Origin of the sequence: Pseudoalteromonas sp. S4492 (genome assembly GCF_005886115.1) — a bacterium.
GTDB classification, from domain to species: Bacteria; Pseudomonadota; Gammaproteobacteria; order Enterobacterales; family Alteromonadaceae; genus Pseudoalteromonas; species Pseudoalteromonas gelatinilytica.
The window spans coordinates 50,634-75,651 of record NZ_PNCP01000004.1 but is presented as its reverse complement, the minus strand read 5'-3'; the positions used below and the strand labels follow the sequence as shown (position 1 = coordinate 75,651).

Here is a 25,018-nt window from a genome sequence, read left to right as displayed (position 1 = left end):
GTTCAACCCCTTTACTATCCTATTGTTGGCCTACTGAGCTGACAATCTTAATCTGTCTTTCGTCTGGTACCTCTTGGTAAGACATCACCCTTAAACCTGGGATGGTGTACTTAACGAATCGAGATAACACAGTACGTAACATTCCTGACGTTAACAGTATCGAAGGTTCACCGGCCATTTCTTGGTTTTGATGCGCTTCATTCAATGATTGTTGAAGTCGCTCTGCAAGGCCTGGCTCTATTCCGGCACCTTCGTCACCTGCATTCTGAAGTGACTGATGCAACATCTGTTCCAACTCAGGCGCCAAGGTTATGACAGGGATCTCAGAAGACATACCAACAGCGTCTTGAACGATAAGTCTGCGCAGTGAAATTCGCACTGCAGCCGTTAGTACATCAGGGTCTTGGCTACGCGGGCCATACTCAACAAGGGTTTGAACAATTGAACGCATATCGCGAATTGCTACCCCTTCATTGAGTAAGTTTTGTAGCACTTTAACAACAGTAGTAAGTGGTAATACGTCAGGAACCAGACCTTCAACAAGTCGAGGATGGCTCTTCGCTAACATATCTAATAAGTTTTGAACTTCTTCATGACCCAGTAGTAAAGCTGCGCTATTAGTGAGTAACTGACTAATATGAGTTGCAACCACAGTCGCTGAATCAACCACAGTATAGCCAAGTGACTGTGCTTCATCTTTTTGATCTGGTTTGATCCAAACCGCATCTAGACCAAATGCAGGATCTTTTGTTGCAACCCCTTTGATTGGACCAAATACTTGGCCTGGGTTGATTGCTAACTCATCACCATGTTTCAACTCACCCTCACCGCTTGAAACACCCATCATAGTGATTCTGTAAGCATTCGGATCAAGTTCTAAGTTATCGCGAATGTGCACAGGAGGTACCAAGAAGCCAAGCTCCTGAGACAGTTTCTTACGCACACCTTTGATACGATTTAACAGTTCCCCACCTTGAGATTGGTCAACAAGTGGAATTAAGCGATAACCTACTTCTAAACCAATAACATCAACTTGCTGTACGTCATCCCAGCCAAGCTCTTTTTGCTCTTGTTTATTAGCAACACCTGTACCTGGCGCACCACCATTTGCTTCTTGCTCTGCTTTTTCTGCTTCAGCTTTGGCTTTTTGTTGTTGGGTGAAATAAGCAAGGTAACCCAGTAATGCACCTAAACTTAAAAATGCGATATGCGGCATACCTGGTACTAGACCCATGATGATCAAAATACCTGATGCGATATAAAGAGACTTTTCGTTACCTAACTGGTTCTTAACTTGATCGCCCATATTGTGCGATTCATTTTGACGAGTAACGACGATTGCAGTACCGATTGACAGTAACAGTGAAGGTAGCTGTGCAACAAGACCATCACCAATGGTTAGTAAAGTATACACTTCCATCGCACGGCTGAACGATAAATCATGTTGGATCATACCAACAAATAAACCACCAACGATGTTAATCACTAGAATAACGATACCCGCTATTGCATCGCCTTTTACGAACTTACTCGCACCATCCATTGAACCATAGAAATCGGCTTCGCGGGTCACTTCTTCACGGCGTTCACGGGCTTGCTCTGCACTGATAAAACCAGCGTTTAAGTCAGCGTCAATCGCCATTTGTTTACCTGGCATTGCATCAAGAGTAAAGCGAGCTGATACTTCTGAAATACGGCCAGCACCTTTGGTGATAACCACAAAGTTAATAATGATTAAAATCAGGAAGACCACTAAACCAACAGCATAGTTACCGCCGATAACAACCGAGCCAAAGGCCTCGATAACTTTACCGGCTGCATCTCCACCATTATGACCTTCGAGTAATACTACACGGGTACTCGCGACATTCAGCGCTAAGCGCATGATAGTTGCAATCAGTAGTACCGCGGGGAACATACCAAATTCAAGGGGTTTCATGGTGTAAACCGTGACCAGCAACACCACCAGTGCTAACGCGATATTAAACGAAAAAAGAATATCTAAAAGAAATGGTGGCAGGGGTAAAATCACCATGCCCAGCGCTGCAAGTACCATTAATGGCGTGCCGATACCCTTCGCATATTCTTTTTTATCTCTGTTAAGTTGTTGTAATACCGCTTTAAATTCCATAATTCAACAATTTCAAAAAATTGACACTACACGGAATTTGCAATAACTATTCCAAGTTACATTGCTACTTATTAATATTTATAAGCATCGGGTATTGGGAGCTTTTTATTGAGGGGTACAGGGCGTTTTCCACGTCCTTTTTGGAAGCGTTTTAACTGGAAGACATAAGCCAGAACTTGCGCAACAGCAGTGAATAGCTGATCGGGTATTTGATGGCCGACATCGGTGGTGTGATACAGGGCACGTGTAAGCATTGGCGATTCAACAATGGGGACATCATTCCCCTTACCTACTTTACGAATTTGCATGGCAAGCTCATCGACCCCTTTGGCAATCACAATTGGTGCGCCAGCCTTGGCTGTGTCGTACTTAAGCGCGACTGAGTAGTGCGTCGGGTTGGTTACGATAACATCAGCATCGGGTACATCTTGCATCATCCGTCTTTGCGACATTTCACGCTGTGTACGACGGATACGGGCTTTTATTTGCGGATCACCCTCAGAGTTTTTATATTCGTCTTTCACCTCTTGTAGGGTCATTTTAAGCTGTTTGTGGTGCTTATGGCTTTGATAAGGGGCATCAATCGCAGCAATGAGTATCAAAGTACAAGTCAAACCTAAGAACATCCAAGATAGGATTTCGAGAGCATGAATAAAATTACCCGGCGCGCTTTCAATACTTAAATGCAGAATTTCATCGAAAAAGGTATTAATTAAGAACACCGCAAAACCGGCAACCACAACAAATTTTAAAATTGACTTAACCAGCTCTACCCCTGCTTGCGGGCCGAGCATACGTTTAATGCCTTTTGCAGGCGACATTTTACTTGCTTTTGGTGCTGCCGCTTGCCAACTGAAGTTATAGCCTCCTAAGAGCGTATTACCAATAAATGCAGCTATTACGATGATCAATACGAACATAGCCATGGGGAATAATAACGCATCTGCGACTATGCCCCACACTGAAAACATCTTAGTGGTATCGTAGGTTTCATTGCGATTAAGGCTTAATAAACGCCCCATCACATTATACAGACCTTTGCCAATTTCAGGGCCATACAGCAATAGCGAGACTGCCGAGAAGATAAGTACGAACATGGTGCCTAGCTCTTTCGAGCGAGCAACCTGACCCTTTTTCTTGGCGTCGTCTATTTTTTTCCCGGTGGGTTCTTCGGTTTTTTCTTGACCTGAATCTTCAGCCATGGCGTGCTCCTAAGGTGTACAACCAACAAGGCTGCACATTAACTCAACCATTTTTAACCACTGAAACTCAAATTGAGTCATGAAGTTACCTAGCGTTGCCCAAATAATCACGAGCCCTGCCACTAAGGTAAACGGAAAACCAATCGAAAAAATATTTAACTGCGGTGCTGCACGGGTCATTACACCAAACGACATGTTAATCACCAGCATGGCTGTCAGTGGTGCTAAAGCAAGTACCAAAGCGGTAGTGAACATCCAGCCACCCCACGTAACGATATCCCAGTAGTGATCAACTGACCACCAATTACCATCGATTGGTAAGACTTCAAAACTATGAATGACCATTTGGATCATCATTAAATGACCATTAAAAACAAAAAACAGTAAGGTCGCCAGAATCAAATAAAACTGACCAACTGCTGGCACGTTTAAGCCATTTGATGGGTCAACAACAGACGCAAAACCAAGACCGGTTTGCATCGCAAGTATTTGTCCAGCAAGAACAAAGGTATTAAGGAGTAAGGTTGATGCGAACCCGATTGCCACACCAATCAGCATTTGCTGAATTACCACAAGAACCATTTCAAACGAGAACAGATTATTAAAAGTTGCTTGCGGTAGCATAGGCACAGCGACAAAGGTTACCACCACAGCTAAACCTAGCTTAATACGGGTTGGTACATTCCTGGCGCCAAGCCCTGCCATGATCATAATCATGGAACTAATACGCACCAAAGGCAGCAAAAAGTCGCTGAGCCATTGAATGATGACAGCAAACGGAAATTCCATTTAGCCTGCAATCTCCGGTATCGACATCACTAATCGAATAAAATAATCCATGAGTTCTTGGGTAAACCAGTGACCGCCAACAATAAGCGCACTGATAGTGATTAGTAAGCGTGGTAAAAAGCTTAATGTTTGCTCATTGATTGAGGTTGCCGCTTGGAAAACAGCAACAACAAGACCAACTAACAAGCCTGGCACCACAATAGCCGATACTAATTTAATGACTAAAAACAAAGCATCACTGAGTATATCGACAAAAATTTCTGGTTCCATTTTGTGCCTCCGACCTAATTAAGTGCCTTGAATTGCATCGCTATACCCCAAGCCCAAAACTCTTCGCAAGCGTGCCCATTACTAGGCTCCAACCATCCACTAACACAAATAGCATGATCTTAAAGGGTAACGACACAATCATTGGTGAAAGCATCATCATACCCATTGCCATTAATACCGAAGCGACGACTAAATCCACAATCAAAAATGGGATAAAAAACATAAAGCCAATGATAAAGGCTGTTTGCAGTTCGCTGGTAACAAACGCAGGGATCAACACAATAAGCGGCGTGTCTTCTGGCGAATCGAGTTTGTCGTAACCGGCTATTTTCGCGAAGGTTTCTAAATCTTTAACCCTAACTTGCGAAAGCATAAACGCCTTCATTGGCTCTTTGGCAAGCTCTAACGCTTGCACGGAGGTAACCTGTTCATTTAGGTAAGGCTCTATAGCACGCTCATTCACCTGTTGATAAATTGGCGCCATAATAAAGATACTTAAAAACAGTGACATACCTAACAATATTTGATTCGATGGAGTTTGTTGCAGACCGATTGCCTGACGCAAAATAGCCAATACCACAATGATCCGAGTGAATGATGTCATCATAATGACCGCAGCTGGGATAAAACTCAGCGCTGTCATTATCGCTAACACTTGTAGCGTCACAGAGTAATCTTGAGAACCATCAGGGTTGGTGGTAATGGTCAGTGCTTCTATACCCTCAGCATTAACTGATGGCAGAAATAACACACTTGCTAAAATAAGTATCCACTTGATCATAGCGTTAATTCTTTTTATTTGAAGGTGATTGTGGGTTCAGTAACTTACCAAATTTTTTAGCAAGCTCTGGCAATTCTTTTTCTTGTAATGGTGTTTCTAGCTTGTGCAGGTAATTAATACTGTGCGGGGTCACACCAATTAAGTGCTGAGCGTTATCAATTTCAATGACCATTAAGCGTTCACGAGAGCCCAAAGGCAAACTACGCACAACTTTAAACTCATCACTATTGGCAAGATTTGGGTTTAATTTTTTTACCAAAAAAGCCAATGCAACAATAACGACCAACACTAAAAGCAAAGACATCACCATAGACAGTAAATCTGCCGTAGGTGATGCCGTTGGAAATGCAGTGCTCGACGCACTCGCTAAAGCGATTAACACATTCATCGTAACTTTTTAATACGTTCAACTTGGCTAATAACGTCAGTTAAACGAATACCAAACTTATCGTTTACCACAACGACTTCACCGTGAGCGATAAGCGTCCCATTAACCAACACATCAAGAGGCTCACCAGCAACACGGTCTAGTTCAACCACTGAACCTTGGTTTAGCTGTAGTAAGTTACGAATATTGATTTTTGAACGACCCACTTCCATCGAAATAGTGACGGGAATGTCTAAGATGGTATCGAGTTTGCGTTTTTCATCGCCAGAGAGCTCATGTCTCTCATCTTTTAATTCATCAAGCTCTGCCACAGCAGCATCGCTTGAGGCATTTTCGGCTTCCTCAGCTTCGGCTAAGGCCGCTGCCCATTCGTCCATTGTATCTTGATCATCACTCATTATGTTTAACCTTATAAATCGACTACCAGTCTAAATCTACACCTTCAGATAAATGTAGATCTTCTTCTAGTTCTGCTAATTCTGCATCTGAATCCAGTTTTTTGCCACCTTTTGTGAACACATGTAGTTCTGACTTAACTGATTCAGGGCGTTTAATTTTTTCGCTAATTTGGAGTGCCACATTGTCACGAGAACGACCCATTTTCGCTCTAAAGGTCGGCAGCTCTTCAATAAATACGGTGATATGTTCTGGCATTTCAACAGGGATAATATCGCCAGCTTTAAGCTCCATGATTTGTTGCAGCGTTAAATCAACTTCAAGTAATTGCGTTGATAAATCCACTTCAACATCCATGATTTCATCACGCAGTGCCTTACTCCAACGCAAGTCGGTATCTTCAGTGTCTGATTGCACACCAGCATCGAGTAATTCACGAATAGGCTCAAGCATTGAGTAAGGTAATGCGATATGGAAATCACCACCCCCACCGTCAAGCTCAATATGGAAAGAGCTAATAACAACGACTTCGGTCGGACTTACGATGTTAGCCATTGCAGGGTTTACTTCTGAGTCAAGGTACTCAAAAGACACGTCCATAACTGGTGCCCATGCTTCTTTATAATCTTCAAAGATGATTTTAAGCAGCATTTGTACGATACGGCGCTCTGTTGGGGTAAATTCACGGCCTTCAATTTTTGCATGATAACGGCCATCACCACCAAAGAAGTTATCCACCAAAATGAATACTAAACGCGCTTCCATGGTAATTAAGCCAGTCCCTTTTAACGGACGAAAACGGACCATGTTTAAGCTGGTTGGCACGAATAAGGTATGGATGTATTCGCCAAACTTAATCATCTGCACGCCGTTAATTGACACCTCAGCGGTGCGGCGCATCATATTAAATAGGCTAATTCGCATATGACGGGCAAAACGTTCATTCACGATTTCCAAGGTCGGCATACGACCACGGACAATACGATCTTGTGATGAGAAGTCATACTGTAGAGTATTACTGTCTAAATCATCACCGTCGTGAATATCTTCCTCTTCGACTTCATCAACGCCGTGTAAGAGCGCATCAATTTCGTCTTGAGATAATAAATCGCTCACGCTGACCCCTTATTGCATCACAAAGCCGGTAAATAATACCCGCTCAATCACTTTGCTGCCTTCAACATCATTTAATGCTGATTGCACTTTTTCAAGTGCTGCTACACGCACTGATTCTTTACCTTCGCTGGTACCTAATTCATCAGCTGTCGTGGTAGAAAGTACGCTTAACAATGTACTTTCGATAAGTGGAATATGCTTTTTCGCAGTTTCTTCATTTACTTCACCACGCACTAGCAACTGTACTTTTATCTGCACGATTCGGTCGCGGCTAGCGCCTGGCACGTTAAAAACAAATGGACGAGGCATGGCTACATAAAGGGCTGAGCCAACTTGTGCCGAACTTGATGGTGCAGCAACCTCAGCAGCGGTTGTTTCATCTGCCAAACTCTCTTCCGGAGCATCACCACCCATAAACAAAAAGTAACCTGCTGCTGCACCAACAATCAACACTACAGCAGCAATGATGATAATCAGCTTCTTTTTGCCTTTACCTGTATCTTCTATTTCTAAATTTGCTTCTTCGGCCATTGTTAATTCCTTCAGCGTTACAGCTATTAGCCCATCATGCTGTAACTATTTTATTTCTTATAATAGCAGGACTTATGCATAGTAATCTATTGATGATGAAGATTGTTGTCGAGAAGTTTCTGAGCTTTGCGCTGATACTTCTGGTTGTTGCTCATCTGTTTGTTGATTTCCAGCGAACTGCCCCTGCCCTGACTGCCCATCTTGTTGCTCAGGGCTACCTTGCTGAATACTGCTCTCACCCAGCTCAATCCCTTGTTGTGCTAACATTTCTCTTAAACGTGGCATTGACTGCTCTAATGCCTCTTTAGCCTGCTGATTTTGCACTACAAAATTAATTTGAGCTTGCTCAGCATCACTACGTATACGAATTTGCATACTGCCCATTTCTGGCGGGTCTAAGCGAATTTCAGCTTCTTTATTATTAATATTTAATAATGCACTCACGCGCTCTTGAAGCATCTTCGCTGCATCACTTTTTATGATGTTTATCGCTTGCATTACACCAGGGTCAACGCTCACTGATTTGGATTGAGCCTGCGTTTGTGCTGTGGTTTGCGTATGCATTGTTTGTACATCAAGCGCTTGCTCATATTGCTGATGCGCCACTTCATAAGCACCAGTTTGAGTCGCCGTATTCAAAGGCGCCGTTAATTGATTAAATAATTGCGCCACACGGGGCGTCACAGCTTCTTGGGTGCGTTCGCTATTGAGCTTAACCTCTTGCTCTGCAATGACGTCTTCACCAGCAATCGCTTCACTCACCTGCGCTGCAACTTGCGCTGTGTTATTTTGTTTCGCTTTATTATTTTCAGCATTGACCGTTACTGCACTTACTGGCATCGCTGCACTGGCTGTTGCAGGGGTATTAATTGCCTCAGTAAGCACCGTTTGTGCCGCAGATAATTTTTCGTACTGAGCTGTGCCCGGCGTTAGCGTTTGTAACTGAGTATTCACTTTGTTTAACAGTGCTTGCTGTTCATCTTTACTAAGAGCAGTAAGCTGCTTTTCTACGCTTGCAGGCAGTTTGCTATCAAGGGCTTTATTATCTGCGAGTTTAACGTCTTGCTGCGTCTGACTGTCATCAGCAATTTCTGGCTCTACAGCTTGTTGTGATACAACACTCTGTGTAGTTTGTGTTGTAGGCTTACTACTCATCACATCAGTCAATAGCGACTTGATTGTTGCCACCTCATCAGCACCAAGCTTGTTATCAGCTTTTAGTTGATTTATTTGTTGCTCAAGTTGCTTTTGTTGTTCAGACGTTAAAGATAACCCCTTAGCGAACTCACTTACCGCTTGTCCATCACCACTTTGCACTTTTGCAAATAGGCTAACGATTGACTTATCTGTTACTGGTTTTTCTGTAAATGCTAGTTCTAACTTGATTGCTGCGTCAGTTGGTTTGTCTGATGTTCTCGCTGCGCTTGCTGCATCGCTTTTTTGAACTACCAACTCATCAGTAGCTAGATTTACCGCTGACTTATCACCGTTGTTTTGTGCTTGCTTTGCCGTCACATCAGCCGTTTTCACATCACTTTGAGTGCCATTATCTGTATCGCTAAGTAGTTTGTTTAAAGCAACTTTGCTTGTCTCATTTGCATCAGGCACTTTTTCTTCAGATGATTTTAATGTGTCTACATTCGCTGATTGTTTTTTGGCGCTATTTAAAAGAGCGTCTACATCAACTGCTGTTTCTTTACTGTCAATTACTTGTGCTGCACTGGCAATGTTAGCCACCTGAGGTTTTGTATCAGGCGTATTAACAGCAGACACACCCTGCTTTTCTTTATCGGTTAATGGGCTATCAACAATGGGGGTCACGCTATCTTTTGGCGGTAAATCACCCATCGCTTTTAGTTGGCTATCAACCGCTGTCGCAACTTTTGACTTGTGTAATAAGCTTGATACAGAATTGTCATCTTGTGCTACGATTTTTGAATCATCGGTCTTTGCAACCTCTGTCATCGGTGACGGTATAACCGGTGTAATAGTATCGATTGGGGTTGGCTTTTTATCAACAACCACCGGACTAAACTCATTATTTCCAATCAGTTTATTAACTTTCGTACTCATTGCTTGAGCTGCATTTATTTGTGAAAGTAATGAATTTTCTTCGTCTTCGACAAGCGCGAGTTCATCGCCTTGCTCTTTAGTTACAGCTTCATTACGAATATCTGGACTTGTTTTAGATTGCTGCTCTGTAGACGTGGTAGCAGTTGCAACTTTAGCATCACTAGTTGTGTTCTCATCACCTAATTTGGCATCTGATTTAGGCTCTTCAGAAAGACTAATAGCTTTAGTTTCATCAACAGAGTCGGTGTCGGTATCACTTTTTGGTTGAGATTTGGTACTTGCATGCGCGTTTGCCGCTTCACTTGCTTCTGTGAGTGAAGTTAAAAAGCTTAATCCCGATGCTTTTTCGTTAGACTCTATGTCTTTGCCTGAAAAACCAGTACCTTGCTCAGTTTTAACCTGCAAATTGATATCACTGATCGCCATAATTCACCTAACCTAGTAACCTAAAGAAATGAGGCAATTTGCCGCCGCAAGTGCCAAAATTAATGCTTCTGATTAAGTAAATGCAATTAACATGCCTAAAAAGGTTAGAATTTTAGAGAAGTGCGTTTTTAAGCTGACGCTGATAAAACTGATTTGAAGCAAATTCGTCTAACATTTTTTGCTCTGCTTTCGCCACCAGCATCGCTTGCTTTTCAGCTTGCTTTTCAATCAACTTCGCCACTGCTTTTGCTTTAACTTGCTGTTTTAACCACAAGGCTTTTCGCTGAGTGACTACTTGTTTTGCAGTATTCACAGTACTTGCTTGCTGGCGTATGGCTTCTTCAATTTTCGCGATAAACGCATGATATTGACTAAACCCGGCACTAGACAAACCAGAACGCCCTTTCAAATGTAACTGCTGAGAATACTCCATGCGAAAGTTATTCAACCCTTGCAGTTTTTGTTGATTACTTTGTAAGTGCTGCTGCGCTTTTAAGTAATCCATACGTAATGATTCTTCTTTATCGCTCTCAAGTTTTAACAATAAATCAAGTTTACTTTTAGCCATTAGCCTTGTCCTAATAACTGCGCAAGACCTTGCAGACCATCATCATAACTAATAACGTCTTTCATGCCTTGCTGAAGGAATTGATTGACTCGCGGCATCATATTGATTGCTTGGTCGAGCATAGGGTCGGTGCCTTTTTGATAGGCCCCTAACGTGATCATGTCTTTGTTCTGTTGATACATTGAATACACTTGCTTAAGCACTCGGGCTTGTTGCATATGCGCTTCTGAAACAACCTGTGGCATAACACGAGAAATCGATTTTTCGATATCAATGGCTGGATAATGACCACTGTCGGCTAAATCTCGAGATAAAACAATGTGACCATCTAAAATAGCGCGGGCCGAGTCAGCGATTGGGTCTTGCATATCATCGCCCTCACTAAGTACAGTGAAGAACGCTGTAATGGCACCTTGCCCTTCACCACCATTACCAGCACGCTCCACCAGCGCAGGCAATTTAGCAAATACTGAAGGCGGGTAACCTTTGGTTGCCGGAGGCTCGCCAACCGCTAAGGCGATTTCACGTTGTGCCATGGCATAACGGGTAACAGAGTCAAGTAATAACAACACGTTAAGGCCTTGATCGCGGAAGTATTCCGCAATCGTCACTGCACTTTCACAGCCTTTTAAACGCATTAATGGCGAAGCATCGGCAGGAGCAGCTACGACCACTGAGCGCTTACGACCTTCGACGCCAAGGATTTCTTCAATGAACTCTTTTACCTCACGGCCACGCTCACCCACAAGCCCTACCACGATCACATCCGCTTCAGATCCGCGGGTCATCATCCCCAGTAACACTGACTTACCGACACCAGAGCCTGCAAACAGACCCATACGCTGGCCTTGACCTACGGTAATAACAGAATTGATGGCTCGTACCCCCACGTCCATAGGCTGACTAATTGGACGTCTTGCTAGTGGGTTAATTGGGTTTTGCGCAAACTTTAGGTGATGCTCAGCATTAATGGCACCTAAGCCATCAAGTGGGCGACCAAGACCATCCACCACTCGGCCAAGTAAGCTCATGCCAACCGGCAACCCGGTTTCGTTTACTTTTGGGATAACTCGCGCACCAGGCAGTACGCCAGAGATGTGATCATTTGGCATTAAATAAAGTGTTTGGTCGTTAAACCCCACAACTTCAGCATCAACAAAGCCGTTTATCGTCTCAATTCTACATTGACTGCCAACGGGCGCTCTAAGACCTTTTGCTTCCAGTGTTAAACCGACAACACGCGTCAGAATACCGGCAACAGCCGGTTTAGGAGCCTTGATATGTTTTTCATAGCGCTGTAAGCGTTCGCTAAGAGTCATTGATTGAGCACTCATGATGAGCCTAAAAAGTGTTAGATACCACTACTATGCAAAAAGTTTTCCAACGTTTCTTTGACGCGGGTTTTTATTGTCATATCGAGCGATGATTGCGGGGTTTTAATTTCACAACCACCACGCTCTAAGGTTGGCTCAGCCACTAACTGCCAATGGTTATCTGCAATGGTTTGTTCGCCATAACTTTCGGTAATTAAAGCGATGTCATCAGGATGTAAGTGAATACGTACTTTCGCTTGCTCTTCACCTAATGCGTCAATGGCTTGCTTTAATGCATGCAAAATAATCTCTGGGGAGGTTTTAATTTCTTGGTAAACTAAGACCTCTGTCAGCATCACTGCTAACTGCACTAACTGCTTCTCTGCACTTTCATCAACTTTTGATAATGGCTGAGATAAGCTATCAAGTAAGCTTCTTAACGTGGTTAGTTGCTCTTCTAAAATTGGCTTGATTTCTTCTTGGCCTTGTTCTTTACCAAGTTCAACGCCTTCTTTAAAGCCCGCTTCTTTACCTTCATGAGCGCCCTTTTCAAAGCCATCAATGTAGCCTTGTTCATGGCCTTGCTTTAACCCTTCTTCAAAGGCATCTTGACGAATTCGCTCAAGCTCTGCCATGGTTAATGCTGGGATCTCAGGCTCTTCAGGCTGTTCTTCAACCTGTTGTTTTTGCTGCTCTTTGCGGTATAGGTCAGCTAATGGCGTGCCATACGCTGTAGAGCGCCCTGCCAGTTTTCGGGTATCTTGTGCAACATCAGGAATCGGCCAGTTTTCCAGTAATTCATCGACTGCTTCACTGGCATGCACAGGACGTCCGGTATGAAACGAAGGCTTAGTCATGGTTTACAGGAACTCCTCACCACCACCGCCACCAAGCATAATTTCGCCTGAGTCAGCTAAACGACGTGCCGTTGAAAGAATTTCTTTTTGTGCTGCTTCTACTTCACTAATACGAACAGGGCCCATCGCCTCTAAATCATCAGCAAGTAACTCTGCGGCACGTTTCGACATATTACCCAAGATTTTCTCTTTCAGGGCTTCATCTGTACCTTTGATTGCTTTCATCAGTACATCTTGCTGTACTTCGCGCAGGATCGCTTGAATACCACGGTCTTCAACGTCCATTAAGTTCTCAAATACAAACATAAGGTCTTGGATTTGCTGCGACATTTCTTCATCGTGTTCACGGATTGAATCCATTAACTGACCTTCGATATTGGTATCTAGGTAGTTCATGATATCAGCAGCCGCTTTTAAGCCGCCCATTTTCGCAGCTTGCGCACCTGCTTGGCCTGCGAACTGTTTCTCCATGATTTCGTTCAGCTCTTGCAATGCTGCAGGTTGAACTTCTTCAAGGTTAGCAATACGCATGGTTAAATCTAAGCGCACTTTTTCTGGGAATTGCGACAAGATTTCAGCTGATTGCTCAGGTTCTAAATAGGATAAAACAATGGTTTGAATCTGCGGGTGCTCATTACGAATAATATTCGCTACTTGTTTTGAGTCCATCCACTTCAATGAATCAAGACCTTTCGCTCCTGAACCCATAACAATTTGGTCGATAAGGCTGGCAGCCTTATCTTCACCAAGAGCTGCAGTAAGCGCTTTTTTGATAAAGTCTTCAGATTGGAAACCAATGGTACTGAAGCTTTGAATTTGCTCAATAAACAAATTATGTACTGCGCTAATTTTCGCTTGCGATAAATCATCTAGCGCAGCCATTGCCATACCCACTTTTTGCACTTGCTTTGGCTCTAAGTGTTTAAGGATTTGCGCAGCATCTTCTTCTGATAAGCTCAGCAATAAGATTGCCGCCTTATCAACACCGTCTAATTTATCAACATCAAACGCCGGTGGTAGTTGTTTTTGTTCTTGATCAGTCATCTTCTGTTAACCACGCTTTCACTACTTGAGAAGACAGTTCTGGTTCATTTGCAACCAATGCTCGAACTGCTTTGAGTAAATCTTCATCGCCATGTAAGTCTGGCAGCTGTAGTGTACCATCACTTGAGAATCCTACAGCAGCAGAGTCAAATTCTTTATTTAGCATATCTAGCGTACTATCACCAATATCTACACCTGCACTTAATGCATCTTCATCATAATCTTCAAGTGTATCGTCTGGGTAGATTAGACGTTTCAGCATTGGTCTTACTACGAATACAATCAGTACGATGATAACCAGTGCACCTAATGCTAAGCGTAGCATCTTCATGAACCAATCTTGTTCCCAAAGCGGCACTTCGGCTGCCATTTCTGTGTCTTCGCGAACAAATGGCACTGTGACAACTTCAAGTGCATCACCACGTTGCATGTCAAAGCCTACACCACCTTGTAGTAAACGACGGATATTTGACAATGCTTCAACAGAGCGAGGAACCATGGTCGTTTCACCGTTTTCACCTACTTGTGGTACATAATCAACGGCAACTGACACACTGATGCGACGAATAACCCCTGTTTGCTGACGTTTATGTGAGATTGTTGTATCTAGCTCGTAGTTGCGTGTTGCTTCTTTATGCGAACGACTAGGATTTGTTGCTGAACCCGCACTGCCTTGGCCTGCAATTTCAGGAATATTAGAATTTACTGGCGGCTGATTTGTGAGTGCTCCTGGAATACCCACAGCAAGACCACCAATGTTATTTTCTTCGAATGTCGTTTCACTGCGCACAGCAGGTAGGTCTGGGTTATAACGTTTTTGTGTTTCTTCTACGGCGCTAAAATCCATATTTAAATCAACTTGCGCTGTATAGTTACCTAAGCCCACAACAGGAATAAGGATGCTGTCGATTTTATTTAAGTATTCTTCTTCACGTTTACGCTCAATTTCATATTCTTTGCGAGAGCGAGCAGCAAGTGAATTTTGTGAACCTGAGTTAAGTAAGCGACCATTTTGATCAGTCACAGTAACGCGCTCTGGCGATAGGCCTTGCACCGCTGATGCAACAATATCAACCACTGAGTCAATTTCTTCACCATCAAGTGTACGACCACGTTTTAAGGTCAATACAACAGTTGCTGAAGGTTGCTTTTCACGGCGAGCAAAGACGTTTTCTTTTGGAATAGCTAAAAGTACTTTGGCGCGAGTAACATTTTTTAGCTCTTCGATGGTACGCGCAAGCTGTTGCTCACGACCATGTTTTAAACGTTCACGTTCAAGGCGTTGGCTTACACCAAAACCCATATCTTGCATGATGATGTCAGTACCTGAGCTTGGCGCTTGCTCAAGGCCTTCACGAGCCATCAATAATTTAATGTTTTGGTATTCACCTTCTTCAACAGAGATGACATTACCATCAAGTTCGTAATCAATCTTTTGAGCGTCTAAAAAGTCCAGCGTTTGAATAAGCTCTTCCGTTGGCATTTTACCAAGCGGACGCATATCTGGCTGACGAGCCCAAATAATAATAAAAATTGCGATAGCCAAACAGATTGCCAAAGCAATCACTAAAGTAACCTGGCGTAAAACGTCTACACCGTTTAAGGCACTTAAGTAGCCTGACTTTTGCTCTTGATGATCATCGGTATCGTTTGAATCGATACCACCGCCGGCTAAGGCTAGATCAGTTGATTGATTAGATTGCGCCACAATAATTCTCCACTACCTAGTTAAACAGGCATGTTCATGATTTCTTTATAAGCTTCAACAAGCTTATTTCGAACCTGTACCGTTGCTTCAAAAGCGACTGATGACTTTTGCGAAGCAATCATAACGTCAGCAAGAGAAACACTGCGGTCGCCCATTTCCATTGCCGTTACTTTTTGTTTTGCTTCTTGTTGTAAGCCATTCACTGTATCAAGTGCATTGGTAAGTAAATCACCAAACTGTGCCGATGATGTTGGCTGAGTTTGTGTTGGTAAATTATTAATTGAGTTACTACGACCTGCTTCTAAGGCCATAGATTGCATTTCTTGAAATAATGCGCTGTTTTGAACTTTCATAATACTCTCTGACAATGCAGTTTACTTATGCACTGACAAAGCACAAATCATGCCACAAAATAAATCAATATATATCAATAATTTAACGTGTTTATTTTGTTTGTCAGAGTTTTGACAGCAAACAAGCTCACAAAAATGTGAGCTTGCTAAACTAACTTTTTGGTGGGAGTTTATGCAGGTAAGGCAATACCCAAGTCACGCATTTGCGCCAATTTATAACGTAACGTGCGCGGACTAATACCTAAGGTTTCTGCAACCTCTTTACGCTTACCATTACAGCGCGCTAAGGTTTCTAAAATAATACGATGCTCTTTGTCTTTAAGCTCGTCTTTGTAGTTACCCTGCTCACTCATTTGTGGCACAGTATCTAGATTAACGTCAACAGGCTGTTCTTGATAAGCCGGTGCATTGTGTGGTGGCGTAGCGACTGGTTTTATATCCACCGTGAGTAATTCTTCAATAAAGACATCATCTTGATGAATACTGTTACCATCACATAATATCAACGCACGTTGAATAACATTATCAAGCTCGCGCACATTACCCGGCCAAGCATGCGCTAGCAGCTTTTGCTTAGCTCCTTCGGTTAATAGCGCAATAGGCTCTTTACTTTTCAGGCAATGGCGCTCAATTAAATGCTCGGCCAATACAATAATATCACCCGGACGCTCTGCTAATGGTTTCCACATTAGCGGGAACACATTTAAGCGATAATATAAATCTTCTCTGAACAGATTCTCGCTCACCGCTTCTTTTAAGTCGCGGTTACTTGTAGCCAGTACGCGTACATCAAGCTCTATGGTTTTACGGCCACCTAAACGTTCTACTTCGCGCTCTTGCAGTACACGCAGTAATTTAGCTTGTAAGCCTAAATCCATCTCCGTAATTTCATCAAGTAAGATGGTACCACCTTGAGCTTGCTCAAATTTACCAGGACAGGCTTGAATAGCGCCAGTAAACGCCCCTTTTTCGTAACCGAATAAAGTTGCTTCAAGCATATTTTCAGGAATAGCAGCACAGTTAATAGCCACAAAGGGGGCATCGCTACGGTTTGATTTATCGTGGATAAAACGAGCCAACACTTCTTTACCTGACCCACTTGGGCCAAGCACCATAACACTGGCATCTGAGCGCGCTACTTTACTGGCAAGTTCTAATAACTTAATGCTCGATGGATCGGCAACAATTGGGCCATCGGTTTCTTTTTCCTTTTCAGGCAAATAACGACTCACCATGTTAAGAAGCACTTCTGGGGCAAACGGTTTTGCCATGTAATCAATCGCGCCTAAACGCATTGCCTCTACAGCATCATCAATGGTGGCATAGGCTGTCATCATTAATACTGGCAGCTCAGGATAATTAAGTTTAATGCTTCGTAACAGGTCAAGGCCGCTCATTGCGCCCATTTGCACGTCGCTAACAACCAATGAATAGCTATTTTGCTTAAGTAAGATCATCGCTTGTTCAGCGCTATCTGCAGCAACGCAATCAATACCCGACATTTCAAGGGTATCGATCAGTGCTTCTCGTAAGCCTGCGTCGTCTTCAACGACTAAAATAGAGTTAGTATTCATTTTGCCTCCGCTGACATTGGTTCTGCACTAATTGGCAAGATCAAACTAAAACATGCTCCCCCATGAGCATTATTAGTTACTTCAACCCGTCCTTGGTGCGCATTGGCGACTGAACTTACAACAGCAAGTCCAAGCCCCGTGCCTTGGCTTTTGGTAGTATAAAAAGGTTCGAATAATTTGTTGGCATGGCGTAAATCAACACCTGGGCCATTATCACTGACACTAATGCGAACACAGTTTTCGCTAGTTTCGTCACGTTCAGCACTCAGGGTTACCACAGCCTCAGAGCCAATAATTTGAATACTGTTGTGGATCAGGTTTTGAATAGCACTTGCCAGAGCTGTTTTATTACCCATAATTTCAATATCTGGCTCTGGTAAGTTCACGCTTAGTTCACTGTTATTTTGCGCAACCATCGCATCAGCACCGGCTTTTACTTCATTAAGTAACTGTTGCATTGAAACGCTTTCGACTACTTGTTGCTCACCACTTTTGGCAAATAACAGCATATCGTTCACTTGGGTTTCTAAATCTTTTAAACGCGACATTAATTTTGTATGAAAGTTACCACGCGAGCTTTCTGGCAATCGCTTTGAGCCTAAATTTGCGGCATAAAGCATGGCAGCTGATAACGGTGTTCTGACCTGATGAGCAAGCGAAGCAACCATTTTGCCAAGCGCACTTAAGCGCTGCATATGTGCAACTCGCTTTTGTAAGCGTCTGGTTTCAGTTAAATCTGTCATTAGAATTAACTGCCCAGGCTCTGGAGCAAGCGCAGTAATATCAAGCTTAATTAATCGACCATCTTTAAGTGATACTTCATGTCCATCGTCTTGCTTTGGTCGAAATGAACGTTGAATAACGCTAAACCACTTTTCACCTTCAAGCGGCTCACCTAGCATATCAATGGCAATTTGATTGGCTTTTGCGATCATGCCTCGGCCATCTAAAACCACCACACCCGCAGGCATGGTATCAACCAAGTGGCCTAACCAACTGGCTTGTTGGCGCAGCTCACTCAATTCACCCACATACTCTTCTTGCTGTAAGCATGGGTTATATTGTTTGGCTATGATAAATTGTGGTTTTAGGACATTTGCTAAGGCCATAATCGATACTCAAAAAATCGTGTCTACCTAGTCAAATGCACAATCCGTACCAAATTTATTTTTGTTTTATTTCAATAGATTAAAAACAAAAACAACACTGACAAAAAAATGACAATCGCGAGGGAATAATGCAAAAAGAACACCATTGTCGTTGCCCATGGCTCGATACCAGCAAAGAAGATTATGTGGCCTATCATGACCAAGAATGGGGGGTGCCATTATATGATGATCACCGCTTATTTGAGTTTATAACCTTAGAGTCAGCACAAGCGGGACTGAGTTGGTATACCATACTTAAAAAGCGTGATGGCTATCGCAGTGCCTTTAAAAACTTTGTTGTTGAAGAAGTTGCCAAAATGACCGAAGACGACGTCGAACGGTTAATGCAGTTTGAAGGCATTATTCGTAATCGCGCTAAAATCGCTGCCACTATCAATAACGCGCAGCGTTTTATTGAAATTCAAAAGGAGTTTGGCAGTTTCTCAAACTACCAATGGCAGTTTGTGGGTGGCAAGCCACTGGTAAACGACCTTGATAAATTAGCAGACTATCCGGCTATTACTGAAGCCTCAACAGCATTTGCCAAAGATTTAAAAAAGCGTGGCTTTAAATTTTTAGGCCCAACGACTGTGTATGCGCATATGCAAGCCTGCGGTATGGTCAATGACCATAGCAATGATTGCTTTAGAAAAGCTGAGATAATCAGTGAATACGAATAGATAAAACCGAGCAAGACACCTAACGCGGCTAGTCGCGCGTTAGGTTGTATTTCTTCATTTTTTCGACCAGTGTGGTGCGCCTCACACCTAAAATTTCTGCAGCACGTGCAACAACATAATCGTAGCGCTCTAATGCTTGGCTGATTAAGCTGATTTCAAGCTCAGCAAGATACTCTTTCAGCTCAATCCCTTCATCAGGTAATAAACCCGAGTCTACCGTTGTAGCTGGGGTATCAAGCTCTTCCTCATCGTAATCACTAAAGCCGGTACTGAAAATATCGTTGAAAGCATCTCGCTCCATCAACTCTTCAGGGTACTCAGGCTCATAAGCCTCAACTTCGATATAACGATATTTAGCTGGTAAATCTGGCACATCAACTACTTTATCAGGGAACATGATCACCATGCGCTCAACTAAGTTAGCAAGCTCACGAATATTCCCCGGCCACGCATGCTCTTTTAAGCTTTGAATCGCACGCTCAGTAAATTTGGCCGTTGTGCCACTTTGCTCGTTCACACGACGCATTAACTCTTTTAAAAGCAGAGGAATGTCGTCAGCACGCTCACTTAGCGAAGGGTTTTCAATTGGAAACACGTTTAAGCGATAAAAAAGGTCTTCACGGAAGTCGCCCTTTTCAATCATCTCTTCAAGGTTGCGGTGAGTTGCAGCAATAATGCGTACATCAGCTTGAATAGGCTTAGTACCCCCTACTCGCTCATAGCTACGCTCTTGCAACACACGTAGTAGTTTAACCTGCATTTGCAAAGGCATATCACCTATTTCATCTAGAAACAGCGTGCCGCCTTGCGCTAATTCAAAGCGCCCTTTGCGTGCAGAAATAGCGCCCGTAAAGGCCCCCTTTTCATGGCCGAACAGCTCACTTTCAAGTAGTTCACCAGGAATAGCACCACAGTTTACCGGCACAAATGGCCCTGTATTGCGTTTAGAGAGTAAATGAACGTTGCGTGCAACAACTTCTTTACCTGTGCCTGACTCACCTAAGATCAGCACATTGGCATCGGTTTTTGCTACTTGCTCAATTAAAAAGCGCACATCTTTTACAGCTTCGGTTTCACCGACTAAACCATCAAATGATTTGTTAGATTTCGCTTGTTTATGGTCACCCGGTAGCATGCGTTGATATTGCTGACAATCATGCAATAGCTGAGTAGTTACATCATGGTTAAACGGTTCACAAATTAAACCAACTACATTAGCAATGCTTAGCAGCGGTTTGAGTGTTTCACCAATTAATAAAAACGGAATGGCAGGAAACTGTTTGATCACAGCCTCGTGGTTTAGCTGCTGTAAAGCACCAAGAATGACCATGCATTCTTGCTGTTGATGTTTTTCACAAAAAGACTGTAATGAAGTCTCATCAACTAATTGTGCAGTTTCACCAATGAAGGTAAGTGCTGCATGTAAACCTATCGCACGATTATTATTATTGTCTAAAATTAAGATCATTATTGGCGAACCACAGTTACCACGAGGTTAGTTAATTTCTAAATTGTAAGCGAGTTTAGGAGGGATGCAAGCGCTAAGCGGCAATTTATTGACATCAACGCCAAAAAATAGTCACTTAGCACTAAAATTTAATACTAAAGAATTAAAGTAAACCTAATATAGACTCGGCTGAACGATTAGCCTGACCACGTAAGGCAACCGATGCTTGCGATAAAATATCATTAGCTACTTGATCAGACACGGCTTTTGCATAGTCAGTATCTTCTATTCGGCTTTGGCTCGCAGCAATGTTCTCTCGCTGGTTACCTAAACCTTTTATCGTACTCGTCAAGGTGTTTTGAAAAGCGCCTAGCTCAGCTCTTTGGGTGTTAATTTCCTCTGCTGCTTGGTCGCTAATATCAATGGCAGCTTGAGCACCTGCTTGGGTTGAAATATCGATTCCCGCAATAACTGAAGCAATACTACCATCAGATGGCGTCACTGATTGTGTGGTGTTGGCATCAGGACCAAATTGAAACGACACTTGCTCACCATCAAATAAAGGTTTACCACCGAATGTCGCATTTTCAAACGTTTCTGAAATTTGCGTTTGTAATTGCGACACTTCTTCTTGAAGTGCTGCCCTATCACTGTCTGTGAGCGCACCATTACCCGCTTGAATAGACAGCTCTCGTATGCGAGAAACAGCATCATTCACACCAGATAGATTTGACTCTGTTACTTGCGAGTAAGAAATGCCATCGTACGCATTGTTAATTGCTTGGCTGTAGCCATCTTGTTGCGATGTTAATCTATCAATAATTTGCAATGCAGCGGCATCATCTGCCGCTGAGTTTACTTTTTTTCCTGACGCTAGTTGCTCAGCAAGCTTATTACTCGTTTGCTGAGTTTGGTTTAAAAACCCAGTATTGGGTGATTGAATTTTCATGGCGGCCTCCGACAAACCGATTGCTTAAATTATAGCTTAATTTGCCAAATTTTGTACTTTGTACCATGGTTTAGATAAATTAACTTGGCATCTGACTTGCTAGTGTATTAGTTAATAGTTAAATTACTGAGAATTGTGTCAAAATTCTCACTTTGCGTATCAAACGCCAATGAAAAATAACTCGGGTAACGCTATGTTCGACAATAAAACAATTTTAATTACCGGTGGTACCGGTTCATTCGGTAAAAAATACGTCAAAACGCTACTAGAACGTTATAAACCTAAGAAGATTATTATCTTCTCACGGGACGAACTAAAACAGTTTGAAATGCAGCAAGAGTTTGACCAACCGTGTATGCGATACTTCATTGGCGATGTTCGTGATAAAGAAAGACTTCGTCGAGCTATGCGTGGCGTTAACTATGTGATTCACGCAGCAGCATTAAAACAGGTACCTGCCGCTGAATACAACCCAATGGAATGTATCAAAACCAATATTAATGGTGCTGAAAACGTCATTGATGCTGCCCTTGATAATAACGTAGAAAAAGTCATTGCACTGTCAACTGATAAAGCCGCGAACCCAATCAATTTATATGGTGCGACTAAACTTGCATCAGACAAATTATTTGTTGCTGCGAACAATATTGCTGGCGGTCATAAAACAACCTTTGCTGTCGTAAGATACGGTAACGTAGTGTGTTCGCGTGGCTCTGTTGTGCCTATTTTCCAAAAGTTTATCGACCAAGGCCGCGACCATATACCAATTACTCATGAAGAAATGACTCGCTTCTGGATTAGCCTGCAACAAGGTGTTGATTTTGTTCTAACTAACTTTGAGCGTATGTTAGGTGGTGAGATTTTCGTGCCGAAGATCCCTTCAATTCGCATCACTGATCTTGCCAAAGCCATGGCGCCTGACTTACCAATTAAAATAATTGGTATTCGCCCAGGTGAAAAGTTACACGAAGTTATGTGTCCTGCCGACTTATGCTTTGAAACGTACGAATATAGCGATCATTTTGTTATCGCTCCGGGCATAAAATTCAGTAGTCGTAGCAATGATTTTACTGTGAATGCACTGGGTGAAAAAGGCGAGCAAGTTGCTCAAGGTTTCGAGTATAACTCACTCGATAATCCAAATTATATGAGCATTGAACAGATTAAAAACTTCAACGTCCAAGCGTTACTGTAATACTTCATTATGACGAATAAGGTAATTCCTTACGGCAAACAAAGTATTTCACAGGATGACATCAATGCCGTAATTGATGTATTAAAGTCTGACTGGCTAACGCAGGGACCTGCGGTTCCTGCATTTGAAAGTGCCATTGCAGAATATTGTGGTGCCCACTATGCCTGTGCCACTAACAGTGCGACTTCAGCGTTACATATTGCTTGCCTTGCTTTAGGCGTAGGTAAAGGTGACATTGTATGGACGTCGCCAATCTCCTTTGTCGCATCGAGTAACTGCGCCCTGTATTGTGGCGCAGACATCGACTTTGTTGATATCGACCTTGAAACAGGCAACATGTCTGTTGCAGCACTTAAAGAAAAACTAACATTAGCCAAACAAAACCAGCGACTCCCTAAAGTCGTGATCCCTGTTCATTTAGCTGGTCAGTCATGCAATATGGCTGCAATCAATGCACTTGCCAAAGAGTATGGTTTTAAGGTTATTGAAGATGCCTCGCATGCTATTGGCGCAAAGTATAAAGACAAGCCAGTTGGCAGCTGTGTTTATTCAGATATTACTGTGTTTAGCTTTCATCCAGTCAAGATAATCACATCTGCTGAAGGGGGTATGGCAGTTACCAACTGCGCTGAGCTCAACAAAAAAATGAGCCGCTTGCGAAGCCATGGTATTACTAATATTTCTGAAGAAATGACCGAGCCAAGTCACGGCCCTTGGTATTATCAACAGCTAGCGCTTGGTTTTAATTATAGAATGACGGATATGCAAGCCGCTTTAGGACTGAGTCAATTAAAGCAGCTAGACAACTTTGTATCAGTGCGAAACGACATTGCAACAACATATAACCATGCGTTTGCAAATTCAACGGTAGCTCATTTGACACAATCGGATGAGTGTTACTCTAGCTACCATTTATATATTGTTCGTTTAACACAGTGTGATGTAGAAAAACATAAGTCGGTCATCACAGGCATGCGCGAGCAAGGAATTATTGCTCACTTGCATTATATACCGATCCATTTACAGCCTTATTATCAAGCTTTAGGCTTTTCGGACGGTGATTTCCCTAATGCAGAAAGCTACTATAAACAGGCTGTTACTATTCCTCTGCACCCAACTATGACAGCAGATGAGCAGCAATTAGTTATCGATACATTGATTGGTTTAGTATGAAGCTTGCTCTAGGTACAGTGCAATTTGGCTTGAATTACGGTGTCAGTAATAAGCTTGGTCAACCAAGCATTGCCAAGGCTCATGCCATTTTAGATATTGCAAAAGACGCAGGCATTACAACATTAGATACCGCACTTGGTTACGGCGAGAGTCACCAAGTGTTGGCATCCTATCCTTCGATTAATGACCGCTTTAACATAGTTACTAAGTTACCTCCTCTACAAAAAGAGCAATTTTCTAATCAGGATGCAGATAATTACATTGCATTAATTGAGCAATGTTTTTCAGATTTTAAAACTCAAAAACTAAATGCAATCCTATTTCACCAAGCAAGCGACATTGAGAAACAAGGTGTAGCGCCCGTTTTAGCGTGTTTAAAACAACGACAATTAGAAAATCAATTAGCGAGTAAAGGGGTTTCTTTGTATTCAGGTGCAGAGGTGGATAGCTTCACACAGTTGAGCGAAATTAACCTTGTGCAAATACCTTACAATGCATTTGATACCTACTTTAAAGACACTGGCGCTCTTTCATTACTAAGTAAAAACAACACTCAAGTGCACGCTAGATCTTGTTTTTTACAAGGCTTGTTATTAATGCCCATCAATGAGTTAGCTAGTTACTTTAAACCTTGGAAGCAAAATTTAGAATCATTTCATCAGTTAGCGCTGCATCTTGGTGTATCGGCACTAACACTCAGCCTTGCATATGCTTTAAAAGAAGATGAAATAGATAAAATAGTTGTCGGTGTGAACTCAGAGTCCGAGTTAGAGCAAATTTTAGAGGCCTATCAAAGCAGCATCAAAATCTCTCACGACGTGCTCAAAGAAATGACGGTTAATGATCCAAGACTCACCAATCCAGCAAATTGGCAACTATAAATAGTTTAGAAAAATGATTGATTGC

24 protein-coding genes are annotated in these 25,018 nt (G+C 42.6%); 4 read left to right on the top strand and 20 right to left on the bottom strand.

The window, feature by feature from the left end; genetic code table 11:
• Positions 1-19: 19 nt before the first annotated feature.
• The 18 genes from flhA to CWC28_RS00940 all read right to left on the bottom strand — a co-directional run bounded on the left by flhA (position 20) and on the right by CWC28_RS00940 (position 18,629).
• Entirely contained in the window at positions 20-2,131 is a 2,112-nt protein-coding gene (gene flhA / locus CWC28_RS01025; protein WP_063706611.1) for a flagellar biosynthesis protein FlhA, read from the bottom strand.
• A 71-nt stretch (positions 2,132-2,202) separates the two neighbouring features.
• A complete protein-coding gene (flhB, locus tag CWC28_RS01020; RefSeq protein ID WP_063706609.1) occupies positions 2,203-3,333 on the bottom strand; it encodes a flagellar biosynthesis protein FlhB in 1,131 nt (376 codons plus the stop codon).
• Between the two features lie 9 nt (positions 3,334-3,342).
• Entirely contained in the window at positions 3,343-4,122 is a 780-nt protein-coding gene (gene fliR / locus CWC28_RS01015; RefSeq protein ID WP_063706607.1) for a flagellar biosynthetic protein FliR, read from the bottom strand.
• Positions 4,123-4,392 (bottom strand): flagellar biosynthesis protein FliQ, encoded by a 270-nt coding sequence (gene fliQ / locus CWC28_RS01010; RefSeq protein WP_063706606.1) that lies wholly within the window; start codon positions 4,390-4,392, stop codon positions 4,123-4,125.
• Positions 4,393-4,432: 40 nt separating this feature from the next.
• Positions 4,433-5,173 (bottom strand): flagellar type III secretion system pore protein FliP, encoded by a 741-nt coding sequence (gene fliP, locus CWC28_RS01005; RefSeq protein WP_063706604.1) that lies wholly within the window; start codon positions 5,171-5,173, stop codon positions 4,433-4,435.
• A 4-nt stretch (positions 5,174-5,177) separates the two neighbouring features.
• The gene (gene fliO, locus CWC28_RS01000; RefSeq protein ID WP_063706602.1) at positions 5,178-5,561 is read right to left on the bottom strand and encodes a flagellar biosynthetic protein FliO; all 384 of its coding nucleotides are present in this window, start codon (positions 5,559-5,561) and stop codon (positions 5,178-5,180) included.
• Entirely contained in the window at positions 5,558-5,959 is a 402-nt protein-coding gene (fliN, locus tag CWC28_RS00995) for a flagellar motor switch protein FliN (protein WP_063706600.1), read from the bottom strand. Before fliN ends, fliO begins: the two co-directional genes overlap by 4 nt.
• Positions 5,960-5,981: 22 nt before the next feature.
• The gene (gene fliM / locus CWC28_RS00990; RefSeq protein ID WP_063706598.1) at positions 5,982-7,073 is read right to left on the bottom strand and encodes a flagellar motor switch protein FliM; all 1,092 of its coding nucleotides are present in this window, start codon (positions 7,071-7,073) and stop codon (positions 5,982-5,984) included.
• 9 nt (positions 7,074-7,082) lie between these two features.
• Positions 7,083-7,604 carry a flagellar basal body-associated protein FliL gene (gene fliL / locus CWC28_RS00985; RefSeq protein ID WP_063706596.1) on the bottom strand — a complete coding sequence of 174 codons (522 nt, stop codon included), beginning with the start codon at positions 7,602-7,604 and terminating at the stop codon, positions 7,083-7,085.
• Positions 7,605-7,676: 72 nt separating this feature from the next.
• On the bottom strand, positions 7,677-10,103 hold the full coding sequence (locus CWC28_RS00980) for a flagellar hook-length control protein FliK (protein WP_138624593.1): 2,427 nt from the start codon (positions 10,101-10,103) through the stop codon (positions 7,677-7,679).
• Between the two features lie 112 nt (positions 10,104-10,215).
• Entirely contained in the window at positions 10,216-10,671 is a 456-nt protein-coding gene (gene fliJ / locus CWC28_RS00975; RefSeq protein ID WP_063706592.1) for a flagellar export protein FliJ, read from the bottom strand.
• Positions 10,671-12,005, bottom strand: coding sequence for a flagellar protein export ATPase FliI (fliI, locus tag CWC28_RS00970; RefSeq protein ID WP_138624592.1), 1,335 nt, complete (start codon positions 12,003-12,005; stop codon positions 10,671-10,673). Before fliI ends, fliJ begins: the two co-directional genes overlap by 1 nt.
• Positions 12,006-12,022: 17 nt before the next feature.
• Positions 12,023-12,841 carry a flagellar assembly protein FliH gene (fliH, locus tag CWC28_RS00965; RefSeq protein ID WP_063706587.1) on the bottom strand — a complete coding sequence of 273 codons (819 nt, stop codon included), beginning with the start codon at positions 12,839-12,841 and terminating at the stop codon, positions 12,023-12,025.
• A 3-nt stretch (positions 12,842-12,844) separates the two neighbouring features.
• Positions 12,845-13,885, bottom strand: a complete 1,041-nt coding sequence (gene fliG, locus CWC28_RS00960) for a flagellar motor switch protein FliG (RefSeq protein WP_063706585.1) — start codon at positions 13,883-13,885, stop codon at positions 12,845-12,847.
• Positions 13,878-15,593: a flagellar basal-body MS-ring/collar protein FliF gene (gene fliF / locus CWC28_RS00955; protein WP_063706583.1), complete on the bottom strand. Its 1,716-nt coding sequence runs from the start codon at positions 15,591-15,593 to the stop codon at positions 13,878-13,880. Before fliF ends, fliG begins: the two co-directional genes overlap by 8 nt.
• Before the next feature lie 20 nt (positions 15,594-15,613).
• Positions 15,614-15,946 carry a flagellar hook-basal body complex protein FliE gene (fliE, locus tag CWC28_RS00950; protein WP_063706581.1) on the bottom strand — a complete coding sequence of 111 codons (333 nt, stop codon included), beginning with the start codon at positions 15,944-15,946 and terminating at the stop codon, positions 15,614-15,616.
• Between the two features lie 170 nt (positions 15,947-16,116).
• Positions 16,117-17,520 (bottom strand): sigma-54-dependent transcriptional regulator, encoded by a 1,404-nt coding sequence (locus tag CWC28_RS00945; RefSeq protein ID WP_063706579.1) that lies wholly within the window; start codon positions 17,518-17,520, stop codon positions 16,117-16,119.
• Positions 17,517-18,629 (bottom strand): sensor histidine kinase, encoded by a 1,113-nt coding sequence (locus CWC28_RS00940; protein WP_138624591.1) that lies wholly within the window; start codon positions 18,627-18,629, stop codon positions 17,517-17,519. The genes CWC28_RS00945 and CWC28_RS00940 overlap by 4 nt, the downstream gene beginning before the upstream one ends.
• Before the next feature lie 128 nt (positions 18,630-18,757).
• On the opposite strand from CWC28_RS00940, the gene CWC28_RS00935 reads away from it, so the two are divergent.
• Positions 18,758-19,348 carry a DNA-3-methyladenine glycosylase I gene (locus CWC28_RS00935; RefSeq protein WP_063706575.1) on the top strand — a complete coding sequence of 197 codons (591 nt, stop codon included), beginning with the start codon at positions 18,758-18,760 and terminating at the stop codon, positions 19,346-19,348.
• 28 nt (positions 19,349-19,376) lie between these two features.
• Here CWC28_RS00935 and CWC28_RS00930 read toward each other — a convergent pair whose 3' ends face one another.
• Positions 19,377-20,816 carry a sigma-54 dependent transcriptional regulator gene (locus CWC28_RS00930; RefSeq protein WP_063706573.1) on the bottom strand — a complete coding sequence of 480 codons (1,440 nt, stop codon included), beginning with the start codon at positions 20,814-20,816 and terminating at the stop codon, positions 19,377-19,379.
• A 142-nt stretch (positions 20,817-20,958) separates the two neighbouring features.
• Positions 20,959-21,744: a flagellin N-terminal helical domain-containing protein gene (locus CWC28_RS00925; RefSeq protein ID WP_138624590.1), complete on the bottom strand. Its 786-nt coding sequence runs from the start codon at positions 21,742-21,744 to the stop codon at positions 20,959-20,961.
• Between the two features lie 193 nt (positions 21,745-21,937).
• On the opposite strand from CWC28_RS00925, the gene pseB reads away from it, so the two are divergent.
• Genes pseB through CWC28_RS00910 form a run of 3 tightly spaced genes read left to right on the top strand, consistent with a single transcriptional unit; the run spans position 21,938 to position 24,993 of the window.
• Entirely contained in the window at positions 21,938-22,939 is a 1,002-nt protein-coding gene (gene pseB, locus CWC28_RS00920; protein WP_138624643.1) for a UDP-N-acetylglucosamine 4,6-dehydratase (inverting), read from the top strand.
• Between the two features lie 9 nt (positions 22,940-22,948).
• The gene (pseC, locus tag CWC28_RS00915; protein ID WP_138624589.1) at positions 22,949-24,112 is read left to right on the top strand and encodes a UDP-4-amino-4,6-dideoxy-N-acetyl-beta-L-altrosamine transaminase; all 1,164 of its coding nucleotides are present in this window, start codon (positions 22,949-22,951) and stop codon (positions 24,110-24,112) included.
• Positions 24,109-24,993, top strand: coding sequence for an aldo/keto reductase (locus CWC28_RS00910; protein WP_063706567.1), 885 nt, complete (start codon positions 24,109-24,111; stop codon positions 24,991-24,993). Before pseC ends, CWC28_RS00910 begins: the two co-directional genes overlap by 4 nt.
• Positions 24,994-25,018 lie beyond the last annotated feature (25 nt).